The following is a 20,371-nucleotide window of genomic DNA, read 5'->3' as shown; positions in this document are numbered from 1 at the left end:
CATGGCGCTTGCGTAGGGGGAAGTCACCTTCCCGAGGCCCCGGACAGGGGCCGAAAACGCAAGCGAGGCGGTTCATGGCGAGCTTCGATCCCTTCCGGCGTTCCCGCTTCTTCTCCTCCGGCTGCCCGTGCGGCCGGCATGCCTCGCGCGAAGCGCACGATCTCGCGCTTTCCACCGAGGGCGGCGAGGACCGGCTCTATGCGTCCGCCGTCGAGGCGAGCGTCCTGCAGGCCGTGATCCCCGATGCTCTGGCGCGGCGCACATTCCTGAAGACCGTCGGCGTCTCCACCGCGCTCGCGGCGATTTCCCAGTTCCTGCCGCTCGGCAAGGCGACCGAGGCGTTCGCGCAGGGCACTGGAGCGCTGGAGAAGAAGGATCTGAAGATCGGCTTCATCCCGATCACCTGCGCCACCCCCATCATCATGGCGCACCCGCTCGGCTTCTATTCCAAGTACGGACTCAACGTCGAGGTGATCAAGACAGCGGGCTGGGCGGTCGTCCGCGACAAGACCCTCAACAAGGAATATGACGCGGCCCATATGCTGGCGCCGATGCCGCTCGCGATCTCGATGGGCGTCGGCTCGACCGCGACGCCCTACACCATGCCGGCGGTGGAGAACATCAACGGCCAGGCGATCACGCTGGCCATGAAGCACAAGGACAACCGCGATCCGAAGAACTGGAAGGGCTTCAAGTTCGCCGTCCCGTTCGACTATTCGATGCACAATTATCTGTTGCGTTATTATCTGGCGGAGGCCGGCATCGACCCGGACGCCGACGTGCAGATCCGCTCGGTGCCGCCGCCGGAAATGGTCGCCAATCTGCGCGCCGGAAACATCGACGGCTATCTCGGTCCCGACCCGTTCAACCAGCGCGCGGTCTATGACGGCGTCGGCTTCATCCACATCCTGTCCAACAAGATCTGGAACGGCCATCCCTGCTGCGCCTTTGCGGCGAGCCAGGACTTCGTCACCACGATGCCGAATACCTTCCATGCCGTGACCAAGGCGATCATCGACGCGACCGGCTATGCCCAGAAGGCGGAGAACCGCAAGCAGATCGCTGAAGCCATCGCTCCGGCGAACTATCTCAACCAGCCGCAGATCGTGCTGGAGCAGATCCTCACCGGCACCTTCGCCGATGGGCTCGGCAAGATCGAGAAGGATCCCAACCGCATCGCGTTCGACCCATTCCCCTACAATGCCTTCGCGATCTGGATCCTGACGCAGATGAAGCGCTGGGGCCAGGTGAAGGGCGACGTGGACTATGCCGGCATCGCCAAGAAGGTCTATCTCGAAACCCAGACCGGCGCGCTCATGAAGGAATTGGGCCAGACCCCGCCGACCGCGCAGAAGACCATCGTCGTCATGGGCAAGCCGTTCGATCCTGCCAAGCCGGAAGAGTATGTGGCGAGCTTCGCCATCAAGCGGAGCTGACCATGGTGGGGTCCCTGCGCGTCCGGGCGCTTATCGTCTCGGTCCTCTTGCTGGCCGGCTTTCTCCTCGCTTGGCACTTTGCGGTGCAGGGCGGGATCAAGGACACCGGCATGGATCCGGAATATGCCAAGCTCATGGGCCTCACCGCCACGCAGGGGGGCTCGGCCATGCCGGGTCCCCTCGCGGTCGGCGAGACCATGTGGAAGCATCTGGCGAACCCGTTCTACGACAACGGACCCAACGACAAGGGGCTGGGCATCCAGCTGGCTTATTCCATCGGCCGGGTTCTGGTCGGTTACGGGCTCGCGGCGCTGGTCGCGATCCCGCTCGGCTTCCTGATCGGCATGTCGCCTTTGATGAACCGGGCGCTCGATCCGTTCATCCAGGTGCTGAAGCCGATCTCGCCTTTGGCCTGGATGCCCCTCGCCCTCTACACGATCAAGGATTCGACCCTCTCCTCGGTGTTCGTGATCTTCATCTGCTCGATCTGGCCGATGCTGCTCAACACCGCGTTCGGCGTCGGCAGCGTGCGCAAGGAATGGCTCAACGTCGCCCGCACGTTGGAAGTCGGGCCGTTCCGCCAGGCCTTCACCGTGATCCTGCCGGCGGCGGCGCCCACCATCCTCACCGGCATGCGGATCTCGATCGGCATCGCCTGGCTGGTCATCGTGGCGGCCGAGATGCTCGTGGGCGGCACCGGCATCGGCTATTTCGTCTGGAACGAGTGGAACAATCTGTCGATCACCAATGTGATCGTGTCGATCCTCGCGATCGGCGTCGTCGGCATGCTGCTCGACCAGATCCTCGCCGTCATCACCCGTCTCGTGACCTATCCGGAGTGATGGCATGACGTCCCGCTACCTCTCCATCGAGGGCATCGCCCGGCGCTTCTCCGCAGGGGGCAAGCGCACCACCGTCTTCGAGGACCTCTGGTTCGCGATGGACAAGGGCGACTTCGCCTGCATCATCGGCCATTCCGGCTGCGGCAAGACCACGGTGCTCAATATCCTCGCCGGCCTCGATGCGCCGGACGACGGGGTGGTGGCGGTCGACGGCAAGGCGATCGAGGGACCCTCGCTCGACCGGGCGGTGATCTTCCAGAGCCATGCCTTGCTGCCGTGGCGTACCGTGCTCGGCAATGTCTCCTATGCCGTCTCCTCGCGGCATCCGCGCTGGAGCCGGGACCAGGTGCGGGCGCATGCGCTGAAATTCATCGAACTGGTCGGGCTGAAGGGCTCCGAGACCAAGCATCCGGCGGAATTGTCCGGCGGCATGAAGCAGCGCGTGGGGATCGCCCGCGCTCTGTCGATCGAGCCGAAGATCCTGCTGATGGACGAGCCGTTCTCCGCGCTGGACGCGCTGACCCGCGGCACGCTTCAGGACGAGGTGCGCCGGATCTGCCTCGAGACCGCGCAGACCGTCTTCATGATCACCCACGACGTCGACGAGGCGATCTATCTCGCCGACCGCATCGTGCTGATGACCAACGGCCCCGAGGCCGTCATCGCCGAGATCGTCGAGAATCCGCTGCCGCGCGATCGGCGCCGCCTCGACATACACAAGCAGCCGGACTTCTACGCGGTGCGCAACCATTTGATCGACTTCCTGGTCGAGCGCTCGCGCACCTTCAAGGCCAGCCTGCCCGACGGCTACCAGCGCCGCCACCCGCCGCGGGTGCGCCCCTCGGCCGCTCCCAATCCCACCCCGGATGGCGACGCGCGCGCCGCCTGACCCCGATCAGACCCAAGGAGAGACGCATGAAGCGCGAACAGCTCACCGAAAAGATCCTCGACATCAAGCGCGAGAAGGGTTGGACCTGGAAATACATCACCGACGAGATCGGCGGCATGTCGCCGGTCCTGGTGGTGGGCGCGCTGCTCGGCCAGATGAAGCTGGTGAAGCCCCTGGCCAAGGCCGCCGCCGAGCTGTTCGGGCTCAGTGAGCAGGAAGAGCGGATGCTCAACGAGGTGCCGTATCGCGGCATGCCGATGCCCCCGACCGACCCTTTGATCTATCGTTTCTACGAAATGGTCATGGTCAACGGCCCGGCCTGGAAGGCGCTGATCGAAGAGGAGTTCGGCGACGGCATCATGTCGGCGATCGATTTCGACATCGACATTTCGCGTCAGGAGAACCCGAAGGGCGACCGGGTGAAGATGACCTTCACCGGAAAATTCCTGCCCTACAAATATTATGGCGCGGAGCAGGGCACCCCGGAATACGGCTTCAAGGAAGCCTGAGGGACGGCCGGAGGGGCCTCCGGTCGCCTGCGGACCTGCGTCGCGACCGTGCCCCCTTCCGTGCGAACGGGAGAGGGGCGGGCGGCTTCGGGAGCGGACGACGCAAGGCGTGCGGTCAGTCCATGACCGCGAAGCGCAGCAGAATGGTGCGCTGGAGCAGGCTGAAATTGTCGTCCGAGACCAGCGTCAGGATGGTCTCGCCGGCCGCGTTCACGGTCGCCGACAGGCCTTCCATATTGTCGATCTCGTGGCCCATGTCGGCGGTGAGCAGGATGTCGCCCTCCAGCACCGCGCCCGGACGGATGTCGGCGAGCGGGAAGCGGCGGATCTGCATCGACACGCCGCTCGCCGGGGTGAAATGGCGCTCGAGAAGATAGAAGTCGCCACGCGGCCCGAGGGCCGCGTCGGTCCCATTGAAGGCGCCGCTCTTACGGATGGTGAAGCCGCCGGGGCGCGGGCCGCCAATGATCACGCCCGGTAGATCGTCGCCGGCGCGCGCGCCCTCCTCGCCGACCGCGATCAGTGCGCCGGTCATGGGCGGGCCGGGCACATAGACCAGCGCTTCCAGGCCGAGATTGTTGCGCAGGCGCTTGACGGCCGGCGGCACGGGCACCGGCACGCCGGTCTTTCCGAGCGGGTCGGGTCCGGGATAGGACCACAATTCGTTGATGTCCTCGAACGTCACATAGACCGCGTCCGGCGCGACCGCGAGCGCTTCGGCATCGCCACGGCCCTGATTGGCCTGGATGCGGCCCTTCTCGTCCAGCATGGCCGCCGCGGTCACGTCGGTCAGACCGATCGGACGGTCGCCCTCGGTCACCAGCCGGCCCTTCAGGAACAGCCCGGCATCGGTGACGGCGAGAAAATTCGTGCCGTCCGGTGCGAGTACGAAGCCCGACAGGCCGCCGAAACCGGCGAAGGGCGAGGACAGCCGCATCCCGCCGCGAAACTCCAGCCGGCCGAAGCGCCGTTCTTCGGAATGGGGGCGAAAGGTGGCGATCGGCGCGGCGCGCACCTCGACCGCCACCGGCTCGCGCGGCAGCGCGTCCGGCTTCGCCAAAGCGCAGACCGCAAACAGGCCGACGCCGGCTGCCGCCGCGAGTGAGACCGCCAGCCGCCGCACGGATCGCCTCAATGCAGGCGCCGGCCGCCGCGCGGCGCCGGGGACGGTGCCGCGTCGGAAAACAGCTCGGCGAGCTTCTCGGTCATCACCCCGCCCAGCTCCTCCGCATCGACGATGGTGACGGCGCGGCGGTAATAGCGCGTCACATCGTGGCCGATCCCGATCGCGATCAGCTCGACCGGCGAGCGCGTCTCGATCTCGGAAATGATGTGCCGCAGATGCCGCTCGAGATAATTGCCGGCATTGACCGACAGGGTGGAATCGTCGACCGGCGCGCCGTCCGAGATCATCATCAGGATGCGCCGCGCCTCGGGCCGGCCGAGCAGGCGCTTGTGCGCCCAGTCGAGCGCCTCGCCGTCGATATTCTCCTTCAGCAGCCCCTCGCGCATCATCAAGCCGAGATTGCGCCGCGCCCGCCGCCACGGCGCGTCGGCAGACTTGTAGACGATGTGGCGCAGATCGTTGAGGCGGCCAGGATTGATCGGCTTGCCGGCGGCGAGCCACGTCTCGCGGGACTGCCCGCCTTTCCAGGCCCGCGTGGTGAAGCCGAGCACCTCGACCTTCACCCCGCAGCGCTCCAGCGTACGCGCGAGGATATCGGCGCAGGTCGCCGCCACCGTGATCGGCCGTCCGCGCATCGAGCCGGAATTGTCGATCAGCAAGGTGACCACGGTGTCGCGGAACTCGGTGTCGCGCTCGCGTTTGAACGAAAGCGCGGCGGTCGGATCGGTGACGACGCGCGAGAGCCGCGCGGGGTCGAGCACGCCCTCTTCGAGGTCGAACTCCCACGCCCGGTTCTGCTGCGCGAGCAGGCGGCGCTGGAGGCGGTTCGCGAGGCGCGCCACCACCCCCTGGAGATGCGAGAGCTGCTTGTCGAGATAGGAACGCAAGCGTGCCAGTTCCTCGGCGTCGCACAGCTCCTCGGCCAGCACCTCCTCGTCGAACTTGGCGGTGAAGGCGTGGTATTCCGGGCCGCTCTTGTCGCCGCCCGGCGGGGTGCGCGGCTGCCAGGGCTCGGCCGGCTCGTCGCTGTCGCCGAGATCGGCATCGTCCGGCATATCGGCCGGCGGGCCGGCCTCGCTTTCGACCGCGCTCTCGGGCAGTTCCTCCTGGGCGAGTTCGGCCTCGACCTCGGTCGCGCCCTGCTGGCTCTCGTCCTCGCGGCTTTCGCCCTCTTCGCCGGCCTGTTCGTCGCGGCCGTCATTCTTGTCGTCGTCGTCGGTCTCCTCGTCGCTCTCCGCGGTGGATTCCTCGCCCATTTCGAGGGAGGAGAGGAGATCGCGGGTGATCTGACCGAATTTCTTCTGGTCCTCGAGACTGTCGGCGAGGCGCGAGAGATCGCCCTCCGCCCGGCTCTCGATGAAATCGCGCCAGAGTTCGACGATCTTGCGGGCGGCGGGTGGCGGGGCCTGCCCGGTCAGCCGCTCGCGCACCATGAGCGCCACCGCATCCTCGAGCGGCGCGTCGGCGCGATCGGTGATGTCGGCATAGGGACCGCGATGGTATCGGTCGGTCAACATGGCGGCGAGGTTGCGCTGAACCCCGACCATGCGGGTCGCGCCCACCGCCTCGACCCGCGCCTGCTCCACCGCCTCGAACACCGCGCGCGCGGTGTCGCCGGTGGGCAGCATGCGCCGGTGGACGGATGGGTCATGGCAGGCGAGGCGAAGCGCCAGCGAGTCGGCATGGCCCCGCAACACCGCCACATCCTGTTGGGTGAAGCGGCGCGGTGGCTCCGGCAGGCGCACCCGGTCGGGTCCGAGCGAGGGACGTTCGGATGCGAACGACACCTCGAACTCGGCGACGCCCGCGATCGCCTTGAAGCACCCGGTCACGGCGCGCTTGAACGGCTCGACGGGCGCCTCCTTCGGCGCGGTCTTTGCGACCTTGTTGGACCCGGCCATGGCGAACCCTTCAGGACAGCGCGACGTTCACAGAACTTTCGGCCAGTTCCTGGCCGAAGCAACGCTGGTAGAATTCCGCCACCAGCGCGCGCTCCAGCTCGTCGCATTTGTTGAGGAAGGTGACGCGCAGGGCGAAGCCGAGATCGCGGAAAATATCGGCATTCTCCGCCCAGGTGATCACGGTGCGCGGGCTCATCACGGTCGAGAGGTCGCCGTTGATGAAGGCGCTGCGCGTGAGATCGGCGAGGCGGACCATGCGGTTGACCGTGTCGCGCCCCTCGGGGGTGCGATAGTGCTTCGCCTTGGAAAGGACGATGTCCACTTCCTTGTCGTGCGGCAGATAGTTCAGCGTCGTCACGATCGACCAGCGGTCCATCTGGCCCTGATTGATCTGCTGGGTGCCGTGATACAGGCCTGTCGTGTCGCCGAGGCCGACCGTGTTGGCGGTGGAGAAGAGGCGGAAGGCGGGGTGCGGGCGGATCACGCGGTTCTGGTCGAGCAGCGTCAGGCGGCCCGAGACTTCCAGCACGCGCTGGATCACGAACATCACGTCGGGCCGGCCGGCATCGTATTCGTCGAACACCAGCGCGATGTTGTTCTGCAGCGCCCAGGGCAAGATGCCGTCGCGGAATTCCGTCACCTGAAGGCCGTTCTTGACGACGATGGCATCCTTGCCGATCAGGTCGATGCGGCTGATATGGCTGTCGAGATTGATCCGGACACACGGCCAGTTGAGACGCGCCGCGATCTGCTCGATATGGGTCGACTTGCCGGTGCCGTGATAGCCCGTGACCATGACGCGGCGGTTATGGGCGAAGCCGGCCAGGACGGCGAGCGTGGTCGCGCGGTCGAACAGATAGTCCGGGTCCAGATCCGGCACGTGCGGATCCGCCTCGGAGAAGGCCGGGACCTCCATGTCGATGTCGATGCCGAACACCTGGCGCACCGACACCTTCATGTCCGGGGTCGGGGCAATGGTCTCCGTGCCGCTCATAGGTCCTCCGTCTGCCCGCGTCTGTCGCGCGCCTCTTCATGCTGATCCGTGCGGCACCTTAAAGGTTTTCCGCGTGTGCAAAAACTGCTGGGCGGCCGACTCCGCGGAACCGTCCGCCATCAGCAGAACCCGGCCTGCTTCAAGGTGTTGTAGGCCTGAATCACGTTCTTCAGCCGCTCTTCGGCGGACCGGTCGCCGCCATTGGCGTCGGGGTGGTGCCGCTTCACGAGCTCCTTGAACTTCGCCTTGATTTCCACGGCGTTGGCGGAAAGTTCCAGGCCGAGCATCTCCAGAGCCCGCCGCTCGGTGGCGCGGATCGCCCGGCTTTCCGGCTGCGGCTCGAAGCCCTGCGCCGCGCCCAGCTCTTCGGAGAAGCCGAAGGGGTCGCGCAACGGTCCGGCCCCAGGATCGCCCGCGCCGCGCATGCCCATGCGCCAGGTCGGGCGATGCCCGGTCAGCGCGTCCTTCTGATAGGCATAGACGGCGTCGTCGCTCATGCCGGCGAAATAATTGTAGGACTGGTTGTAGAGCCGGACGTGATCGAGGCAGTAGGTGAAATACTCGCCCTCCGCATGCCGCCCTTTGGGCGCACGGTGCGTGCCGTCGCGATCGCAGCCCGGCCATTGGCAATTCGGGCACGCGGTCTGACGCAGGCGATCGGCCGCCGGCTTCACCCGGATCCGGTCGAACAGAGGGGAGTCGATTTTCATCGTGCGATTATGAAGGCCGTGCCGCGGCGCGGCAAGAAATGTCGGAGCCAGACGGTGTTGCCGCCTCGCCCGCCGCGGCACCCGCGCATGCCTGCGACTGCCTATATAGGCGCTCGCGCCGACAATTTCATCCTCCCTGCGCATCGACGCCGCAGCGTCTCCATTGACGGGCGCCGCGCCGCGGCGGTACCGGTAGAGCCATGTCCGATCTCGATCTCGCCCGCATCCGCGCGACCCTCTCGAAGGGCCTGACCCCGCTGGCCCTAGAGGTCGAGGACGAAAGCGCGCACCATGCCGGCCATGCCGGCGCGACCTCCCGCGCCGATGGCGGGATCACCCATCTGCGCGTCCGGGCGGTGGCGGAGGCATTCCGGGGCAAAAGCCGGGTCGACCGGCACCGGCTGGTGAACGCGCTTCTGTCGGGCGAAATGGCGCAGGGCCTGCACGCCCTCGCGATCGAGGCCAAGGCGCCCGGCGAATGAGCGAACCCGGCGATGACGGCGCCCTGGTGCTGTTTTCGGGCGGTCAGGATTCGACCACCTGTCTCGCCTGGGCGTTGGAACGGTTCGCGCGGGTGGAGACGGTCGGCTTCGATTACGGCCAGCGCCACCGGGTGGAATTGGAGCGGCGCGGCGTGCTGCGTCAGGCGCTGACCCGGCTGAAGGGCCGCTGGGCGCGCCAGCTCGGCGAGGACCACACCCTCTCCCTGACCGCATTGAGCAAGGTGTCGGACACGGCGCTGACCCGCAACGTCGAGATCGAGATGGCCGAGGGCGGTCTGCCCAACACCTTCGTGCCGGGCCGGAACATCATTTTCCTCACCTTCGCGGCCGCGCTCGCCTATCGGCGCGGCCTGCGCCACATCGTCGGCGGCATGTGCGAGACGGATTATTCCGGCTACCCCGATTGCCGCGACGACACGATCAAGGCGCTCCAGGTGGCGCTCAATCTCGGCATGGAGAAGCGCTTCGTGCTGCATACCCCGCTGATGTGGATCGACAAAGCGCAGACCTGGGCGCTCGCCGAGACGCTGGGGGGCGCGCCGCTGGTGGAGATCGTCATCGAGGACACCCACACCTGCTATCTCGGCGAGCGCGGCGCGCGGCACGATTGGGGCTATGGCTGCGGCACGTGCCCGGCCTGCCGGCTGCGGGCCGACGGGTTTGCGCGCTTCCACGCCGCGAAGGGAGACGCGGCATGAGCGGGGCAGGCGGCCTGCGCTCTGCCGGCACCCGTCGCGCGCTCGTGCACGGCACCCGTGTCCGCTTCGCTCTGGTGCTCCTGAGCGCCGCCATCCTGGCCACGCTGTCGCCGCGCGGGTTTGACAGCCCGGTGCGCGCGGCCAGTTTCGACTGTGCGGCGGCTCACGCACCGGACGAGGCGGCCGTGTGCGGCGACCGCACCCTCGACGATCTCGACGTGGAGATGGCGACGCTCTACGGCGTGGTGACCCGGCTGGTGGGGATGGGCCGCCGCGGCGACCTTCAGGACGAACAGCGCGCTTTTCTGCGCGCACGGGCGGCCTGCGGGGCGGCGGCGCCGTGTCTGACCGCGGCCTATCGGGCCCGCATCGCGGCACTTCGCGCGGTGCTCGACGACATCGCGGCCCGCGGACCCTATTGAGGGCAAGGTTTATCGAAGCGCCCCCGGCACCTCGGGCGGCAGCGTCCCTGCGCCCGGGCCGAGCGCCCGCTGCATGACGACGGTGTCCAGCCAGCGGCCGAACTTGAAGCCGGTGGCCGGCATCACCCCGATATCGGCGAAGCCCAGGGCGCGGTGCAGGGCGATCGATCCCAGATTGTCGCTGCCGCCGATGATCGCCACCATCTGCCGGAAGCCGGCGGTCTCGCACGCCGCGATGAGCGCCACCATCAGCGCGCGCCCGACGCCGCGCCCCTGCGCGGCGGGCGCCACATAGACCGAATTCTCGACGGTGAAACGATAGGCGATGCGGGGCCGGAAGGCGCTCGCATAGGCATAGCCGAGCAGGGGGCCGCCGGCCGGATCGACCGCTGCGAGATAGGGATAGCCGGCGCCGGTGATGGCGGCGAACCGCCGGCGCATCTCGGCGTCGTCAGGGGCCTCCAGCTCGAACGAGGCGGTGCCGGTGCGTACGGCCTCGCCATAGATGGCGGCGATGGCGGGAATGTCGTCGGGGAGGGCGGGGCGGATCAGCATGAATGGGCCGAGGTTCCGGAGGCGCAGATGTCGGCGGCGCTCCGGGAGCCGCCGCCCGTCGCCGGGATCGAGGACGATGCCGTCTCCATGCCGAAAGGCTCCCGCCTCGGCAAGAGCCCATGAAAAAGGCCCCGGCGCGTGCCGGGGCCCTGGGTCTCGGCGGGGCCGAGGGATCAGTTGCTGTTGCGGTTGCCGAACAGCTGCAGGAGCATCATGAACAGGTTGATGAAGTCCAGATAGAGCGCGAGCGCACCCATGATGGCCTTCTTGCCCATGACGGCGGCATCGTCGCCCTCGAAATACATCTCCTTGATGCGCTGCGTGTCGTAGGCGGTGAGGCCCGCGAACACCAGGACGCCGACCACGGAGACGATGAACTGCAGCATCGTCGAGCCGAGGAAGATGTTCACCACCGAGGCGATGATGATGCCGAACAGGCCCATCATCAGGAACGAGCCCATCCCGGACAGGTCCCGCTTGGTGGTGTAGCCCCACAGGCTCAGCGCGCCGAACGAGGCGGCCGTGATGAAGAACACCCGGACGATGCTCTCGTGCGTGTAGACCAGGAAGATGGTCGCCAGCGAGACGCCGACCATCGCCGCATAGACCCAGAAGGTCGCCTGCGCCGCGCCCACGCTCATGCTCTGGATGCGGAAGCTCAGGAAGAACACCGCGGCGAGCGGCGCAAGCATCACGACCCATTTCACCGGGCTGACGAACAGGGTGTAGCCGAACTGCGTCAGATACTGGCCGCCCGCGATCTGCCATTCGGTCGGCGTCGCGCTGACGGACATCATGAAGACGCCCAGCGCGGCCAGACCCGTGATCGCCAGGCCGAGCGCCATATAATTGTACACGCTGAGCATATAAGACCGCAGACCCTGGTCGATCGCGGCCTGTGAACGCGTCGCCGTCGTTCCGAACCGGCCGGCGACGTTGCGGTCAAAGTTGGACATCGTGTCTCTCCATTCCCCGAGCGGTCAGGCATACGCCGCCCAGGCTCGGTCGCAGCAAATATGGGCGTTTCCCACAAGCGGAGCAAGGCTTCCCGCTATGAAATTTCCGTAACGTCACACCGGCGGGACTGGACGAATGCACGCTGGCATGGTGGTCTGGTTGCGGTTCGCGCGGGGACAACCGGCATGCGGGGGCGCTTCGGAGATGCGCCGCGGGTGCGGCCTGGATTGCGGCGGCTGGTCCAGTTCGCCCGGGCAATGGCGGCGGTGGCCGTGTGCGCCAGCCCGCCCGAGGCCGCGCGAAGCGGCGCTTGGACGCAGGAGGAATCCGCCGGCGCGGCCTTTCTCCAGACCACGGCAACCTGGTCGGACGCGGCTTTCGAGTCCGATGGCGAGCGCCTTTCGGCGCCGGCCTACGACAAGGTCACCACCCAGCTTTTCCTGGAATACGGCGCGACCGACTGGCTGACCCTCCTGTTCGCGCCGGAACTGCTTCAGGTCGACGTGGGGCGGGCGGTCGACGCGCCGGCCGCCCGCTATTCCGGGTCCGGCTATACCGATATCGGAGCGCGGCTGCGCCTCGCGCACGGGTCCTGGAACGACGGCGGCTGGGTCGTCTCGGCCCAAGGGATCCTGCGCGTGCCGGGTGCAAAGCCCGGCGAAGGCCGGGCCGCGATCGGCTATGTCGATGCCGAGTTTGACGCCCGGCTGCTCGCTGGCCTGAGTTTCGACCTTGTGGGCCTGCCGAGCTTCGTCGATCTGGAACTCGCCCAGCGCTTCCGGTTCGGCGCGGCGCCGGACGAAGTGCGTTTCGATGCGACACTCGGGGTCGAGATCGTGCCGGGCTGGCTGGCGCTGCTGCAATCCTTCAACGTGATTTCGGAAGGCGCTGGCGACGCCGATCCCTTCGCCACGTCCTATGCCTATTACAAGGTCCAGGCCGGGGGCATGGTGGAGATCAGCCCCCAGCTGTCGGTGATGCTGTGTCTGGTGACCACCTGGCACGCCCGCAACGCGCTTGAGGAAACCGGCCTCGTGGGGGCGCTGCTGGTGCGTTATTGAGCGGCGGCGCGCGCCGAGGCGACCAGCCGCTCGACATAGGGCAGAATGCCGGCGACGATCCGGTCGACGCCCGCGGCCGTCGGATGCAGCCCGTCCCGCTGGTTCAGTCCGCGATTGCCGGCCACCCCCTCCAGGAAGAAGGGATAGAGCGGCACGCCGAACTCGGCGGCGAGCTGGGGATAGAGCGCGTCGAAGCGCCGCTGATAGTCCACGCCGAAATTCGGCGCGGCCCGCATTCCGGCAAGCAGGACCGGAACGTCGCGCGCCTTCAGGCGGGTGAGGATCTCCGTCAGGTTCTTCAGCGGAATGTCCGGGTCGAGGCCGCGCAGCATGTCGTTGGCGCCGAGTTCGACGATCACCGCGTCGGCATCCTTGGGGATGCTCCAGTCGAACCGCGCCAGGGCGGCCGCGGTGGTATCACCCGACACGCCGGCATTGACGACCGTGACGTCGTAGCCCTTCGCCTTCAGGGCAGCTTCGAGCTTTGCGGCAAAGCCGGACGCAGTGGGGAGATTGTATCCGGCGGTGAGGCTGTCGCCGAACGCCACCAGCCGCACCGGCGCGGCCGCCGCCGGGCCTGACGCGATCGTGAACATGGCCATAAGCAGGAGCAACCCTTTTCGGAGGCGGTGGCCCGCGCCATATGGGGCAGACGCCGCGTATAAGCCGGCGCACCTTAAAACCTTCCGCCAGCTTCCGGTTCCTGATCTCATGACTGTCCTTTCTGTTCCCTCGGCCATCGCGCTCGACGCGATCGATCTCTCCCTGGGCGCGGGGGCGGCGCGGGTCCACGTGCTGAAGCGCTTGTCGCTCGCCATCAGGGCCGGCGAGACGGTGGGGCTCGTCGGGCCGTCCGGGTCGGGAAAGTCGACATTGCTGATGGTCATGGCGGGTCTGGAGCGGGCGGATGGAGGGACGGTGACGGTGGCGGGAACCGAGCTGACCGGCCTCAACGAGGACGCCCTCGCCAGGTTCCGTGGACGCAATGTGGGGATCGTCTTCCAATCCTTCCACCTCATTCCCACCATGACCGCGCTCGAGAACGTCGCGGTGCCGCTCGAATTGTCCGGACGGACCGACGCCTTCGCCCGGGCGGCGGCCGAGCTCGAGGCGGTGGGGCTCGGGGGACGGCTGTCGCATTATCCCTCCCAGCTTTCGGGGGGCGAGCAGCAGCGCGTCGCGGTGGCGCGGGCTCTGGCGCCGGAGCCGGCGATCCTGGTCGCGGATGAGCCGACCGGCAATCTCGACGAGGCGACGGGGCGCCAGATCATGGATCTCATCTTCGCCGCCCACCGCACACGCGGCACGACGCTCGTCCTCGTGACCCACGATGCCGGTCTCGCCGCGCGCTGCGGCCGGGTGGTGCGGCTGCGCTCGGGCCGCATCGAGGCCGACGAGGCCCGCGCCTCGGTCGTGGCATGACGGCCCCCCCGCACGTGGCGCCTGCCGCCCGCCTGCCGCTCGCGCTGCGGTTCGCCCTGCGCGAATTGCGCGGCGCGCGGCGCGGCTTCTTCGTCTTTCTCGCCTGCCTGACGCTGGGGGTGATGTCGATTGCCGGCGTGGGCTCGTTCGCCCGCGCCTTGACCGAGGGGCTGGCGCGCGAGGGGCGGACCATTCTCGGCGGTGATGCCGCCTTCACTTTGATCCAGCGTGAAGCGAGTCCCGAGGAGCTTGCGCTGCTCGCGGCCGGCGGCCCGGTGTCGCGCGTCGCGTCACTGCGGGCGATGGCGCGCGCGGAAACCGGCGAAGCGACCCTCGTGGAGCTAAAGGCGGTGGACGGCGCCTATCCGTTGGTCGGCACGCTCGAAACCCGGCCGGCGGAGCCGGTGGCCGATCTGCTCGCGGCGCGCGACGGCGCGTTCGGGGCGCTCGCCGACGCGACGCTGCTCGGCCGGCTCGGCGTGAAGGTCGGCGACCGGGTCGCCGTGGGGGCGGCGACGCTGGTCATTCGCGGCGAAGTGACCGCGGAGCCGGACCGGCTCTCGGCCGGCGTCGGCTTTGGGCCGCGCCTGATGATCGGGCAGGACGCGCTGGCGGCGACCGAGCTGATCCAGCCGGGTTCGCTGGTCCGCTGGATCTACCGCGTGCGCCTGGACGATGGCGCCGATCCCGCCCTCGCCGCGTTCGTGGAGCGCGTGCGGGCCGGCGCCCCCGAGGCCGGGTTCGAGGTGCGCACGCGCGATGCCGCCTCGCCCCAACTCGAGCGCAATGTCGGCCGCATCGCGCAATATCTCACTTTGGTCGGGCTGACCGCGCTGCTGGTCGGCGGCGTCGGCGTCGCCAATGCGGTGGCAAGCCATCTCTCGGCCAAGCGCGAGACCATCGCGACGCTGAAGGCGCTCGGCGCCACCCGGGGCGCCGTCTTCGGCACCTATCTGACGCAGGTCGGCCTGCTGGCGGCGATCGGCATCGCCCTGGGGCTGGTGCTCGGCGCCGCCTTGCCCTTCGTCGCCACCTTCGCGGCGGCGCAGATGATCCCCTTCCCGCTGGCGCCGGAGGTGAGCCCGGCGGCGCTCGCCCTGGCGGCGCTCTATGGCGCGCTGGTGACGCTCGCCTTCACGCTCTGGCCGCTGGCCCGGGCGCAGGAAGCGCCGGTCTCGGCGCTGTTCCGCGACGCGCTCGGCGAGGAGCGCCGCCGGCCGCCGCTGATCTATGCCGTTTTGTGCGGGCTCGCGATCGCGGCTCTGGTCGGGGTCGCGGCGCTGACCGCCGAGGATTTGCGGGCGGCCCTGATCTTCCTCGCGGCGGCGGCGGGCGTGTTCGTGCTCCTGCGCGGCGTCGCGCTGCTTCTGATGGCGGTCGCCCGGCGCCTGCCGCGCCCGCGCAGCACCATGGCGCGGCTCGCGCTCGCCAATATCCACCGGCCCGGCGCGCTGACCCCGACCGTGGTGCTCTCGCTCGGCCTCGGCCTCTCGCTCCTGACCGCCATCGCCTTGATCGACCGCAGCCTGACGGATGAGATTTCCGGCTCGCTGGCGGAGCGGGCGCCGAGCTTCTTCTTCGTCGACGTGCCCGGGGCGCAGGAGGCGGAGTTCCGGGACTTCCTGGCCGCGCGGGCGCCGGGGGCGGCGTACAAGTCGGTGCCGATGCTGCGCGGGCGGATCGTGGCGCTGGGCGGCGTGCCCGCCGAGCAGGTCAAGCCGTCCGCCGACGCCGCCTGGGTGCTGCAGAGCGATCGCGGCATCTCGTTTTCCGACGCCGTGCCGGAGGGCTCGAAGCTGGTGGCGGGCGAGTGGTGGGGGCCGCAGGAGACCGAGGCGCTGGTCTCGTTCGAGCAGAAGCTCGCCGAGGGGCTGGGCCTTGCGATCGGCGACCGCGTCACGGTCAATGTGCTCGGCCGCGAGATCACCGCGCGGATCGCCAATCTGCGCGAGGTGGAATGGCAGCGGCTCGGCATCAATTTCGTCATGGTGTTTTCCCCCGCCACCTTCGCCGGGGCGCCGCACACCGTATTGGCGACCCTGACCGCACCCGACGGCGCGGGCGCGGATGACGAGGTGGCGCTCCTGCGCGAGCTGGCGCGGGCCTATCCGGCGATCACGACGGTCCGGGTCAAGGAGGCGCTGGAGCAGGCCAACAAGATCGTCGCCGACCTCTCGCTCGGCATCCGCATCGCCAGCCTGGTGACGCTGCTGACCTCGGTCCTGGTGCTCGCCGGGGCGCTGGCGGCCGGCCACCAGCACCGGGTCTATGACGCGGTGGTGCTGAAGACTCTGGGCGCGACACGGGCGCGCCTGATCGGCGCCTATGGGCTGGAATATGCCGGGCTCGGCCTCGCCACCGCCGTGTTCGCGGTCGGGGCGGGGACGCTTTCGGCCTATCTGGTGGTGACGCGGGTGATGGAGATCGGCTTCGCCTTCTCGCCCGCGGCGGCGCTGGGCGCAGTGGGGATCGCGCTCGCCTTCACGCTCGGCTTCGGCCTGCTCGGCACCTGGCGGGCGCTGAGCGCGCCTCCGGTGCGGGTGCTGCGCCATCTGTGAGGCGCCCGCCGGGCCCGCACGGTCCGATCGACCCCGGGTCCGGCGGCGCGGTCAGCGGCGGCGGATGCGGCCGATCACGAGTTCGTCGATCTCCAGCCGGCGGATGCGGGCGCGGCCGACGGCGAGCCGGCCGATCGCGAGCGCGCCGACTGCGACGGCACCGATGGCGAGCGCCCCGAGGGCGAGGCTGCCGAGCGCGAAGGCGCCGGTCGCCCCGGTGCCCATGGCGCCCGCGCCGAGCGCGGCGGCGCGCAGCCGGACGGGGCGCGGCCGGACGCGGCCGGGCCCCGCGGCGGGGCGGGGATCGGTCTGCGGCTCCAAGGCTCCCTCGGGCTCCAAGGCTCCCTCGGATTCCCTGGCACCCTCCGGCTTTATCGGTCCCGTCATCGGATCCTCCCGCGGCATTGGACGGCGCGCCGTCCGCGTGGCAAAATAACCTCATTCCGATTTTCGCGCCGCAGCGCCATCCTTGGGAGCGCCCCGATGGACGAGACACGCCTGAAGCCGCGCGCCGACACGCTTCCCAAGGTCGCGCGCCCCCGCCTGCACAAGGTGATCCTGCTCAACGACGATTTCACCCCGCGCGACTTCGTGGTGATGATCCTCAAGGCCGAGTTCCGCATGGACGAGGGCGCGGCGCATCAGGTCATGCTCACCGCCCACCGCCGCGGCGCCTGCGTGGTCGCGGTGTTCACCCGCGACGTCGCCGAGACCAAGGCGACCCGCGCCACCGACATGGCCCGGTCGAAGGGCTATCCCCTGCTCTTCACCACCGAGCCGGAGGAATAGGCCGGGTCCGGTGGGGCGGTCGGTCCGGGCGGTCAGTCGGGCAAGGGGATGAAGTCCGCCTCTCCGGGCACGGCGGGGAAGCGGCCGGTGCGCCAGGCCTCCTTGGCCTCCTCGATCCGCTCGCGCCGCGAGGAGACGAAATTCCACCAGAGATAGCGCGGCCCCTCCAGGGCCGTGCCGCCGAGAAACATGAGCCGGCTCGCCTGCCGGGCGCGCACCGTGATCCGGTCGCCGGGGCGGAAGATCAGGAGGCGGGGTCCCTCGAACAGGTCGCCGGCAATCTCGATTTCGCCTTCCGCGACATAGATGGCGCGCTCCTCGGTATCGGGGTCGAGCGGGGCGCTGGCGCCCGCATCCAGGATCACCTCGGCATAGAGCCAGTCGGACAGCATGCCGACCGGCGCCCGCAGGCCGAAGGCGGAGCCGGCGATGACGCGCGCGGTGACGCCGCGATCGGCCACCACCGGCAGGTCGGCGGCAGCGAAATGCTGGAACGAGGGGTCGGTCTCCTCATAGGCGGCGGGGAGGGCGATCCAGCTCTGGATGCCGTACATGCGCGCCCCGGTCCCCGCCGCGCGCGCGTCGAGCGGGGTGCGCTCGGAATGGGCGATGCCGCGCCCGGCGGTCATCAGATTCATGGCGCCGGGGGTGATCTCCAGCGCATTGCCTTCGCTGTCGCGGTGCATGATCCGGCCGTCGAACAGATAGGTGACCGTGGCGAGGCCGATATGCGGGTGCGGGCGCACGTCGAGCGCCTGGCCGGCCATGAATTGGACCGGCCCCATCTGGTCGAAGAAGATGAAGGGCCCGACCATCTGGCGCTTGCCGTGGGGCAGGGCGCGACGGACCGAGAACCCGTCCCCGAGATCGCGCACGCGCGGCACGATGACGAGGTCGAGGGCGGCGCAGGATTGCGCATCGCCTGCGATCGGATCGGCGGACGGCATCCAGCTCATGGTGCGGTCTCCTGTGGCAGGGGCCCGGGGCGTCGTCTTATGCGTCGTCCTGAGGCGGGACGTGCGGAGAATAGGCCACGGCGCGCCGGCTGTCGCGCCTGCCGGGGCCGCGGCCGCTCTCGCCTCGACACGCAGGCATCGGCCGCCCATCCCCCAGCGCCTCCAGCCCCGCCGGTTTCCCGGCGGGGGGGAGGGATGCGGGAGCGGTCGGCACGCCGGCGAGGCATGCCAGGGGTAATCTTCGACGTCGGAGCCTGCGCTCCGTCCGCTCCCGCGCGGGGATTTATGGCGTGTCGGCTGCGCCGCGTGGGTGATCGGTTCTCCCATCGGGACCGGACGAACCACTCCCGGATCGGTGCGCAGTCCCCTTCGGCCTCCTTTCTAACTGAACGGGGTGCGTTGTCCCCGTCCCGTCGGACACCCGCTGCCCCGCACCACCCGTCAGGCCGCTCCGGACGCGCCCCTCCTTGGTGCGAGGTGAGCCCACCATAGCAGGATCGGGAGAGGAAGGGAATATAGTCCGTAGGATTATTTTCATGCTGTGGCGGACTGCTGCTGCGCGGGCAGGTCCGACCTCGCCGCCGTGCGCTTCATGCTCAAGCTGATGGCCTTTGCCCGGCGGCAGGCGAAGTTCGACCCGAACCAACCGCGCGTCGCGCGCGGCTATGAAAATGGCGGGCAATGGACCGACGGCGACGATGCCGGCGCGCCGACGCGTGACGACGGCGCCGGCTGGCCGCGCCGCGTTCCTGCCTCGGACGCGCCGGCTGGTCCCGTCATCCTCATCACCCCGCCGCCGCCGGAGCCGCCGCCGGGCATCGGACACAATCAGGGGCCGCCGCTCGACCCGCCGCCCGAGGTGCCGCCCGAGGTACCGCCCCGGGAGCCGGCGGGAGACAGCCGAAAATATCTTTTGGCGCGGGATGCCGCCCGATGGATCTCCAGGAACTTGAAATATTTCAGAATTCACCCGGCTGCCATTGCTTTTACGGTGCTTCTCGAGGCGACGATCTGGTTTGCCGAACGGTATATTCCCTATATAAATGCTTATCTGGCGGCGCCGAAGACCTTGGACGCCTTGCGTGCGGACGTCGACGTCCCGGCCCGCGGCACCGACGTCCACCATCTCGTGGAGCGCGCAGCCGGCGCGCGCGAGGGATTTCCGGCGGACCTCGTGTACGGCAAAGCGAATCTGGTGCGGATTTCGACCTTCAGGCACTGGGAGATCAATGCGTGGTTCGCGCGTCCACAAAAGATTACCCAATATGAGGTTCCTCGAGACTTCCTAAAAGGAAAGCCATGGAGCGACCATGTCCGGATCGGAATTGAGGCTCTTCAGGAAATGGGAGTTCTGGTGCGATGAAAAATAATCAATGTTCCCAAATGACTGAAGCGGAAATTTTCGATGAATTTCGAACTATAACAGAAATTCAAAAAGAAGCAGCTGAAAAGAACAAAAACTCGGTATATAAAAAAATTTGTGCGCGCGTCGTTGAATTGACTCAGGATCTGAAAGATCGACCGGGAGATCGCCGGAGTGTTCTTCTGCCGTTGCTTGAGCATGAAAACATTCAGGTCCGCCTTATGGCGGCGAACGAGACCCTGGCTGTGGCCCCTGAAGCTGCGCAGCGTACCCTGCAGGAGATCAGGGATAGCGGTTGGTATCCCTTTGCGCTGGATGCCGGGATGACGCTGTCCGCCTTCAGGTCGGGGAGGTTCCGACCGGAGTAAGCGGGTCTCGCCGAACGCGGTGGCTGCGCGCGCCATCACGGGTGGCTGACACAGCCTGCTCTCCGCGCAAACAAAGGCGTCGCCTCGAACAGCGCCCGCCTCTCCACGCCGCCTCTTCTCTGCATTCGCCACGCGCCCGCTTGCGCGCCGGGCTCCCTCTCCCGCGTGCGGGGGAGGGCAGGGGAGGGGGCTCGCTCAGGTCACCACGTCCGCGTTCGCAAGATCAAATAAAGATACAGAAAATATGTCCCCACGAGACTATCTGAAAGGAAGGCCGTTTGAAGAGCATATACGGATCGGCATCGAGGCCCT

Annotated in this window: 22 protein-coding genes; 13 read left to right on the top strand and 9 right to left on the bottom strand. The window is 68.3% G+C overall.

What is annotated here, in order from left to right; translation table 11 throughout:
• Positions 1-74: 74 nt before the first annotated feature.
• The 4 genes from EDC64_RS02845 to cynS are packed head-to-tail and all read left to right on the top strand — an operon-like array spanning position 75 to position 3,676.
• Positions 75-1,436, top strand: coding sequence for a CmpA/NrtA family ABC transporter substrate-binding protein (locus tag EDC64_RS02845; RefSeq protein WP_132029634.1), 1,362 nt, complete (start codon positions 75-77; stop codon positions 1,434-1,436).
• 2 nt (positions 1,437-1,438) lie between these two features.
• Entirely contained in the window at positions 1,439-2,278 is an 840-nt protein-coding gene (gene ntrB / locus EDC64_RS02840) for a nitrate ABC transporter permease (RefSeq protein ID WP_132029632.1), read from the top strand.
• Between the two features lie 4 nt (positions 2,279-2,282).
• Complete coding sequence (locus EDC64_RS02835; RefSeq protein ID WP_132029630.1) at positions 2,283-3,167, top strand: ABC transporter ATP-binding protein; 885 nt, start codon at positions 2,283-2,285, stop codon at positions 3,165-3,167.
• A 26-nt stretch (positions 3,168-3,193) separates the two neighbouring features.
• Positions 3,194-3,676 carry a cyanase gene (gene cynS, locus EDC64_RS02830; protein ID WP_132029628.1) on the top strand — a complete coding sequence of 161 codons (483 nt, stop codon included), beginning with the start codon at positions 3,194-3,196 and terminating at the stop codon, positions 3,674-3,676.
• Positions 3,677-3,791: 115 nt separating this feature from the next.
• Here cynS and EDC64_RS02825 read toward each other — a convergent pair whose 3' ends face one another.
• The 4 genes from EDC64_RS02825 to EDC64_RS02810 form a co-directional block, all read right to left on the bottom strand.
• The gene (locus EDC64_RS02825) at positions 3,792-4,799 is read right to left on the bottom strand and encodes an esterase-like activity of phytase family protein (protein WP_132029626.1); all 1,008 of its coding nucleotides are present in this window, start codon (positions 4,797-4,799) and stop codon (positions 3,792-3,794) included.
• Positions 4,800-4,807: 8 nt separating this feature from the next.
• Entirely contained in the window at positions 4,808-6,703 is a 1,896-nt protein-coding gene (gene cobT / locus EDC64_RS02820) for a cobaltochelatase subunit CobT (protein ID WP_132029624.1), read from the bottom strand.
• Positions 6,704-6,713: 10 nt separating this feature from the next.
• On the bottom strand, positions 6,714-7,697 hold the full coding sequence (gene cobS, locus EDC64_RS02815) for a cobaltochelatase subunit CobS (protein WP_132029622.1): 984 nt from the start codon (positions 7,695-7,697) through the stop codon (positions 6,714-6,716).
• 119 nt (positions 7,698-7,816) lie between these two features.
• Positions 7,817-8,407: a J domain-containing protein gene (locus tag EDC64_RS02810; RefSeq protein WP_132029620.1), complete on the bottom strand. Its 591-nt coding sequence runs from the start codon at positions 8,405-8,407 to the stop codon at positions 7,817-7,819.
• Positions 8,408-8,607: 200 nt separating this feature from the next.
• On the opposite strand from EDC64_RS02810, the gene EDC64_RS02805 reads away from it, so the two are divergent.
• From EDC64_RS02805 to EDC64_RS02795, 3 genes are read left to right on the top strand one after another with little or no spacing between them, the layout of a single operon-like run.
• Positions 8,608-8,889, top strand: coding sequence for a BolA family protein (locus EDC64_RS02805; RefSeq protein WP_132029618.1), 282 nt, complete (start codon positions 8,608-8,610; stop codon positions 8,887-8,889).
• Positions 8,886-9,608 (top strand): 7-cyano-7-deazaguanine synthase QueC, encoded by a 723-nt coding sequence (queC, locus tag EDC64_RS02800; protein WP_132029616.1) that lies wholly within the window; start codon positions 8,886-8,888, stop codon positions 9,606-9,608. Before EDC64_RS02805 ends, queC begins: the two co-directional genes overlap by 4 nt.
• Positions 9,605-10,030: a lysozyme inhibitor LprI family protein gene (locus tag EDC64_RS02795; protein ID WP_245504493.1), complete on the top strand. Its 426-nt coding sequence runs from the start codon at positions 9,605-9,607 to the stop codon at positions 10,028-10,030. The genes queC and EDC64_RS02795 overlap by 4 nt, the downstream gene beginning before the upstream one ends.
• Positions 10,031-10,039: 9 nt before the next feature.
• Here EDC64_RS02795 and EDC64_RS02790 read toward each other — a convergent pair whose 3' ends face one another.
• Both EDC64_RS02790 and EDC64_RS02785 read right to left on the bottom strand, forming a co-directional pair.
• Positions 10,040-10,585, bottom strand: coding sequence for a GNAT family N-acetyltransferase (locus EDC64_RS02790; protein ID WP_132029614.1), 546 nt, complete (start codon positions 10,583-10,585; stop codon positions 10,040-10,042).
• A 173-nt stretch (positions 10,586-10,758) separates the two neighbouring features.
• Positions 10,759-11,541 (bottom strand): Bax inhibitor-1/YccA family protein, encoded by a 783-nt coding sequence (locus tag EDC64_RS02785; RefSeq protein WP_132029612.1) that lies wholly within the window; start codon positions 11,539-11,541, stop codon positions 10,759-10,761.
• Positions 11,542-11,727: 186 nt separating this feature from the next.
• Here EDC64_RS02785 and EDC64_RS02780 point away from each other — a divergent pair, with 186 nt between their 5' ends.
• Positions 11,728-12,603 (top strand): hypothetical protein, encoded by an 876-nt coding sequence (locus EDC64_RS02780; protein WP_132029610.1) that lies wholly within the window; start codon positions 11,728-11,730, stop codon positions 12,601-12,603.
• Here the strand turns inward: EDC64_RS02780 and EDC64_RS02775 are convergent.
• Positions 12,597-13,205 carry an arylesterase gene (locus EDC64_RS02775; protein ID WP_132029608.1) on the bottom strand — a complete coding sequence of 203 codons (609 nt, stop codon included), beginning with the start codon at positions 13,203-13,205 and terminating at the stop codon, positions 12,597-12,599. The two genes, EDC64_RS02780 and EDC64_RS02775, sit on opposite strands and share 7 nt — an antisense overlap.
• A 109-nt stretch (positions 13,206-13,314) precedes the next feature.
• On the opposite strand from EDC64_RS02775, the gene EDC64_RS02770 reads away from it, so the two are divergent.
• Together EDC64_RS02770 and EDC64_RS02765 are read left to right on the top strand one after the other, a co-directional pair.
• Entirely contained in the window at positions 13,315-14,025 is a 711-nt protein-coding gene (locus tag EDC64_RS02770; RefSeq protein ID WP_132029606.1) for an ABC transporter ATP-binding protein, read from the top strand.
• A complete protein-coding gene (locus EDC64_RS02765; protein ID WP_132029604.1) occupies positions 14,022-16,583 on the top strand; it encodes an ABC transporter permease in 2,562 nt (853 codons plus the stop codon). Before EDC64_RS02770 ends, EDC64_RS02765 begins: the two co-directional genes overlap by 4 nt.
• A 51-nt stretch (positions 16,584-16,634) precedes the next feature.
• On the opposite strand, the gene EDC64_RS02760 is transcribed toward EDC64_RS02765, so the two are convergent.
• Positions 16,635-16,970 carry a hypothetical protein gene (locus EDC64_RS02760; RefSeq protein ID WP_132029602.1) on the bottom strand — a complete coding sequence of 112 codons (336 nt, stop codon included), beginning with the start codon at positions 16,968-16,970 and terminating at the stop codon, positions 16,635-16,637.
• Between the two features lie 96 nt (positions 16,971-17,066).
• Here EDC64_RS02760 and clpS point away from each other — a divergent pair, with 96 nt between their 5' ends.
• Positions 17,067-17,372 (top strand): ATP-dependent Clp protease adapter ClpS, encoded by a 306-nt coding sequence (clpS, locus tag EDC64_RS02755; RefSeq protein WP_132029600.1) that lies wholly within the window; start codon positions 17,067-17,069, stop codon positions 17,370-17,372.
• Positions 17,373-17,404: 32 nt separating this feature from the next.
• Here the strand turns inward: clpS and EDC64_RS02750 are convergent, their stop codons facing one another.
• Positions 17,405-18,328, bottom strand: a complete 924-nt coding sequence (locus tag EDC64_RS02750) for a pirin family protein (protein ID WP_132029598.1) — start codon at positions 18,326-18,328, stop codon at positions 17,405-17,407.
• Between the two features lie 592 nt (positions 18,329-18,920).
• Between EDC64_RS02750 and EDC64_RS02745 the strand changes: the two genes are divergently transcribed.
• Positions 18,921-19,691: a hypothetical protein gene (locus tag EDC64_RS02745; protein WP_132029596.1), complete on the top strand. Its 771-nt coding sequence runs from the start codon at positions 18,921-18,923 to the stop codon at positions 19,689-19,691.
• Positions 19,688-20,059 carry a DUF2019 domain-containing protein gene (locus EDC64_RS02740; protein ID WP_132029594.1) on the top strand — a complete coding sequence of 124 codons (372 nt, stop codon included), beginning with the start codon at positions 19,688-19,690 and terminating at the stop codon, positions 20,057-20,059. Before EDC64_RS02745 ends, EDC64_RS02740 begins: the two co-directional genes overlap by 4 nt.
• Positions 20,060-20,371: the final 312 nt, after the last annotated feature.

The organism is Aquabacter spiritensis, from assembly GCF_004346185.1.
Classification (GTDB): Bacteria; Pseudomonadota; Alphaproteobacteria; order Rhizobiales; family Xanthobacteraceae; genus Aquabacter; species Aquabacter spiritensis.
This window is presented reverse-complemented; position numbering and strand designations above follow the sequence as displayed.